This is a genomic window from Corallococcus sp. AB045, from assembly GCF_003668895.1.
In the GTDB taxonomy this organism is placed as follows: Bacteria; Myxococcota; Myxococcia; order Myxococcales; family Myxococcaceae; genus Corallococcus; species Corallococcus coralloides.
The window spans coordinates 1-5,043 of sequence record NZ_RAWN01000356.1 but is presented as its reverse complement, the minus strand read 5'-3'; the positions used below and the strand labels follow the sequence as shown (position 1 = coordinate 5,043).

4 protein-coding genes are annotated in these 5,043 nt (G+C 72.6%); all 4 read right to left on the bottom strand.

What is annotated here, in order from left to right; all coding sequences use genetic code 11:
• Nucleotide 1 precedes the first annotated feature (1 nt).
• On the bottom strand, nucleotides 2–1,279 hold the full coding sequence (locus tag D7Y21_RS40335) for a DUF4350 domain-containing protein (protein ID WP_121718543.1): 1,278 nt from the start codon (nucleotides 1,277–1,279) through the stop codon (nucleotides 2–4).
• Nucleotides 1,272–3,164: a DUF4129 domain-containing protein gene (locus D7Y21_RS40330; protein WP_121718542.1), complete on the bottom strand. Its 1,893-nt coding sequence runs from the start codon at nucleotides 3,162–3,164 to the stop codon at nucleotides 1,272–1,274. Before D7Y21_RS40330 ends, D7Y21_RS40335 begins: the two co-directional genes overlap by 8 nt.
• A gap of 4 nt (nucleotides 3,165–3,168) precedes the next feature.
• Nucleotides 3,169–3,435: a hypothetical protein gene (locus D7Y21_RS40325; RefSeq protein ID WP_014398393.1), complete on the bottom strand. Its 267-nt coding sequence runs from the start codon at nucleotides 3,433–3,435 to the stop codon at nucleotides 3,169–3,171.
• Nucleotides 3,436–3,494: 59 nt separating this feature from the next.
• On the bottom strand, nucleotides 3,495–5,043 hold a 1,549-nt coding region (gene rho, locus D7Y21_RS40320; RefSeq protein ID WP_121718544.1), incomplete at its 5' end, for a transcription termination factor Rho.

Sequence of the window (5,043 nt, the reverse complement as noted above, 5' to 3'; positions counted from 1 at the left end):
TTCATGGGGTTCCGGGGCGGGGCCGGCCGGTGCCGGCGGGGTGGATGCGCTCGCGCACGTGCGCGGCGGAAGTGGCGAGGGCCTGGAGGTCAGCGTCCCTCTGGACGGCTTCGGACTGGCGGGCCACGTCGAGCAGCCCGTCCGCCAGGTCCTGGCGTCCGCGCGTGCGCAGCCCTTCCGCGACGGCGGCGGCGGTGGAGTGCGAAGGCAGGCCCGCGAGCGGCGCCAGCTGCTGCGTGAGGCCGCGCGTGATGAGTCCCGCGGCGAAGCCGTGGTGCTGGCCCTCGCGGTACAGGCGGCTCATGGCGAAGAGGGCGTCCGTGGCGCCCACGCGCATGGACTCGGGCGGAGGGAGCGGACGGCCGAAGCGCTTCAGCGCGCCCGCCCACAGCACGACGCCCAGGAGCAGCTGCGCGACGGCGAAGTGCAGGCCGTAGCGGCGCGCGAAGTCCACGAGCGAGCGCTCGTTGGTGAAGCCGTGGTGGAACTCGTCGAAGGCGAAGGGGCCGGGGCCCAGGGCCTCCAGCGCGCTCAGCCAGAACTGCGCGTTGTCCGCTCTCGCGAGCGCCGGGTTCATCGCGAGCTCGGGGGCGCCCACCACGAGCACCCGGCCCGCACCCGCTTGAATCACCGCCGCCACCGGGAAGCCCAGGCGTTCATCCTCGAGCACCGTGACGGCGCCCTCCGGCAGCCGGAGGTAGGCCTGGACCTTCGCCTCCACGCGCTCCACGCCCAGCGTGTATGGCGTGGGCAGCGATGGCACCAGCGTGCGCATGGGCAGCGTCACGTCCGCCTTGTCCAGCTTCACGCCCAATTCATCCAGGAGCGCGTTCTCCCGCGACCCCCAGGGCACGTATACGAGCGAGGCACCGGCGCGGACATGGGAGAGCACGCGCTCCACCTCGTCGTCGTCCAGCTGCTGCGCCCGGATGGCGTTGAATCCCTGGTGCGGAGCCTCCTCGTCGTCCACGCCCGCATCCGGATCCGAGGCGAGCCGCGTCTGATCCGGATCCTCCTCGTGCGAGTCCTGGACCTCCACCGCGAGCAGCACCAGCGCCTCATGGCCGGTGAGCAGGCGCAGGTCCGCCATGTTGCGCGTCACCGGCAGGCCGCTCTCCTGCGCGAGCAGGTACAGGGCGCGCGCGCCGTCCGGTTCCGCGCGGAAGGTGGACAGCGGATCCGCGAAGCCACCGCGCTGGGCGCCGCGCACCAGGAACGTCCCGAGCACACCCGCCAGCAGCAGGCCTCCCAGCACGAGCAGCGGGAAACGGTCACGCACCGGCGGCCTCCTGCGCGGTCGGCGCGGCGAGCAGCGGGGCGGTGATGGCGCGGAACTCGGTGTAGCCGTCGGCGCCCACGGGCACGTTGCCGTACCACGCGAAGTCGAAGCGGCGCGTCAGCTCGCGGAACGGGGCCTTCACCTCCGGGCGGCCCCGGAACGCGCGCAGGTAGTCCCAGTTGGACAGCGTCTCGTCGTAGTGGATGGCGCCGTCGCGGTGCAGGCGCGACAGGAGCGCGAGGTACAGGTTGCGCACCGCCTCGCGGTACTCCCCCCTGGCGGCCAGCGCGTCGGCCAGGTGCGCCCAGCCCTCGGGCGGACGCGACAGCGCGTGGTCCGGGCTGCCCGCGAGCGCCGCGGCGTCCATGGTGCGCACCTCCAGCGCCGGGCCCGAACTCTCGCGCTTGCGCCGCAGCACGCTCACGACCACCACCCCCAGCACCGCCAGCGTCAGCGCGACCAGCATCACGACGAGCGCGTTCGCCGCCGCGCCGCCGCTCACGGGCACGGCCGTCTCCCGTGACTGGGGCTGTGGGTTGTTGCGCTTGAAGAAGTCCCTGAGCCACTCGCCCAGCTTGTCGATGAAGCGGCGCCACCAGCTCGACTCCGGAGGAGGGACCTCTTCCTCCTTGGGTTCGGCCGGGGCCTTCTCCGGGCGCTCCTGGAACTCCGGCCGCGCGAGGATGGCCCGAGCCCGATCCGTGGCCGCACGGGCGTCCGCGCGCGCCTGGGCCTCGGCCGTGGCCGTCACCTGCGCGAGCCCGTTCTCCAGCGCCACCGCCGCCGTCTCGCAGTCCTCGTCGTCGTAGGCCAGCTGCTCCAGGTGGCGCACGAAGCGCTCGAGCTTGACCGTCTCCCGTGCGTTCAGCGCGTCGAAGTCACGGAGCGAGGTGCCCTCCACCTGTTCGGGCAGCTCGCACTCCGTCGCGACCTTCTCCAGCCGGGCGCGCAGCGCTTTGCGGTCCACGGGTGCGGAGGCCTCCGGCGCGGCTTCCACCGGCGCGGGGGCCGCTAGGAGCAGCCCCGTGGCCAGCAGCAACGCCGCGGCCACGCCCTTGGATGCGAGCCCCCCGCGCTGCGTGCTCCGCTCCGGGAGCTGCTGCACGGCGGCCAGCAGGTCCAGGCCTTCCTGCCGCACGCGTCCGTCCACCAGCAGCAGCGTGGCGGTCGCGGCGCGCAGGGGCTCGAAGAGGGCGAACGTCGTCGCGGCGAGGAACACGAGCCACGGCGGATTGTCCAACGACGCGAACCGCTCCGCGAACGTCAGGTCGATGCCCACGAGCCGCCGCCCGAGGTACAGCAGGAAGTTGAGCCCCACGTGCAGGTTGAGGAACACCAGCACCTGTACGCTCATCAGCCAGCGCACCGCGGTGGCCGTCCCGCGCGACGGGCCCAGCAGCCGCGAGCCCACCGCGTACAGCTTCAGCGGGCTGCCCCGGCCCTGCATCGTCGCCGCGTAGCCCACGCCCTGCGCGGAGAGGAGGAACAGCGCGATACCCAGCGAGAACGTCAACGTCAGCACGTTGAAGAACGCCAGGTACGCTACGGCAATGAACAGGCTGGGCAGCCGCGCCAATGCCGCGCGCAGGGACTGGCGCACGGATGGCTCCGCCTTCGCGCCCAGCAGCACCTCCTGCACGTAGTGGCACGCCGCGCCCTGGCCCACGCCCCGCAGGAACCACGCGAGCGTCACGTACAGCGCGGGCAGGGTGGGGGAGCGCCCATGATCCACGGCGTCCAACAGGTGCAGCAGCGCGGCCACCACCGCCGCGCCACCCGGCAGCGTGAGCGCCCACACGCCCGCGTCACGCGCGCACAGGCGCAGCGCCGCGTCCATCAAGGCCACCGGACCCCGGGGGCGCAGTTCCAATGCGGAGACGGCCATCGCGTTAGCCCACCGCGTGCGCCGCCAACAGCACGCCGCCCCACACGAGCACGACGCCCACGAGCGCCAGCACCACGTGCGCCACGCTCCACTCGCGCCGGGGGGGCGGCCCCTCCAGCGCCTTGCGGCGCGTGTCGAGGCAGCTGGCGCAGCGGTTGATGCCCTCGAACTGCGTGGTGCACTCGCGGCAGATGACGCGCCGGCACTCCACGCAGACGCCCAGGCCCGCGCGGTCCGGGTGGTAGTGGCAGCGGCCCGAGCCCTGAATCATGCGCTCACCTTACGCAATCCAGGGCTCGCCACACCACCCCCGCGCGGGGCGGGCACGGCCTACATCTCGTCGAAGAACTCGTCGTTGTAGGTGTACCGGCCGAGCCGTTTGACGAGCGCCTCCATGGCCTCCACCGGCTTCACGGCGAAGAGCATCTGCCGCAGCTTCTTCACCTTCTCGTACTCGCGCAGGGTGAAGAGCTTCTCCTCCTTGCGAGTGCCGGACTGGGGGATGTTGATGGCCGGGAAGACGCGCTTCTCCGCGAGCAGGCGGTCCAGGGTGACCTCGGAGTTACCCGTGCCCTTGAACTCCTCGAAAATCACCTCGTCCATGCGGCTGCCGGTGTCGATGAGCGCCGTGCCGATGATGGTGAGCGAGCCCGCTTCCTCCGTGGCGCGCGCGGCGCCGAAGATGCGCTTGGGGCGCTCCAGGGCGCGGCTGTCCACGCCGCCCGTCATGGTGCGGCCGGAGCTGTCCACTTCCTTGTTGTAGGCGCGCGCCAGGCGGGTGATGGAGTCCAGGAGGATGACCACGTCCTTGCCGGATTCCACCAGCCGGCGGGCGCGCTCCAGCGCGAGCTCCGCGACCTTGAGGTGGTCGCCCGTGGGCCGGTCGGAGCTGGAGGCGATGACCTCCGCCTTGATGCTCCGGCGCATGTCCGTCACTTCTTCCGGGCGCTCGTCGATGAGCACCACCATGACGTGGCACTCCGGGTGGTTCTGGATGACGGCCTGGGCGATGCGCTGGAGCATGATCGTCTTGCCCGTCTTGGGCGGGGCGACGATGAGCGCGCGCTGACCCTTGCCGATGGGCGCGATGAGGTCCAGCACCCGCGTGACCATCTCCTTGTGGCCGTTCTCCAGCTTCAGCCGCTCGGTGGGGTCCACGGAGGTGAGGTCCGCGAAGTGCGGCAGCCGGGGCGCGCCCTCCAGCGGGCGGCCGTCCACCGTGTCCACCTTCTGGATGACGCCCTTGTGGCCGCGCATCTGCGCGAACGCGGTGAGGTACTGGCCCTGCCGCAGGCGCAGCTTCTGCACCAGGTTCTTCGGCAGCTCCGGGTCGTCCGGCGACGCCAGCAGGTTGCGCTTCACCTGACGCAGGAACGCGTTGGGGCCCTTGGCCTCCGTGTCCAGCACGCCCTCCACGGGCGCCAGGTTCTGCTGCGGCGCGCCCTGGGCGTGTCCGCCGCCGCGCTGCTGTTGCTGATGGCGCGGGTGCTCGTGCCGCTGCGGCTGCGGCTGCCCGCCGTCCTGCGGGCGGTTCTCCTGGCCCTGCGGCTGGCCGCCACCCTGGGGCTGCTGCTGTTGCTGCTGCGCCTGGCGCTGGCGGTACTGCTCCAGCTCCTGCGGCGTCAGGAAGACCTGCACCTGCTGGCCGTCCGGACCCGCCTGCATGCGGTAGGCCTGGCCTTCCGGGGTGAGGTGCACCTGCGCGCCACGGCGGCGGCGGCGGCGACGGCGGCGGCGGCCGCCCTGGCCAGCGGCTCCGGGGGCGCCGTTCTGGCCGGCGCCTCCCGCGGAGGCATCACCGTCGTCGGGGCCCTCGTCGCCCTCGTCGTCACCGCCGTCGTCGTCCGCCTCGGGGGGCGGGGGAGGACGGCGGTGACGA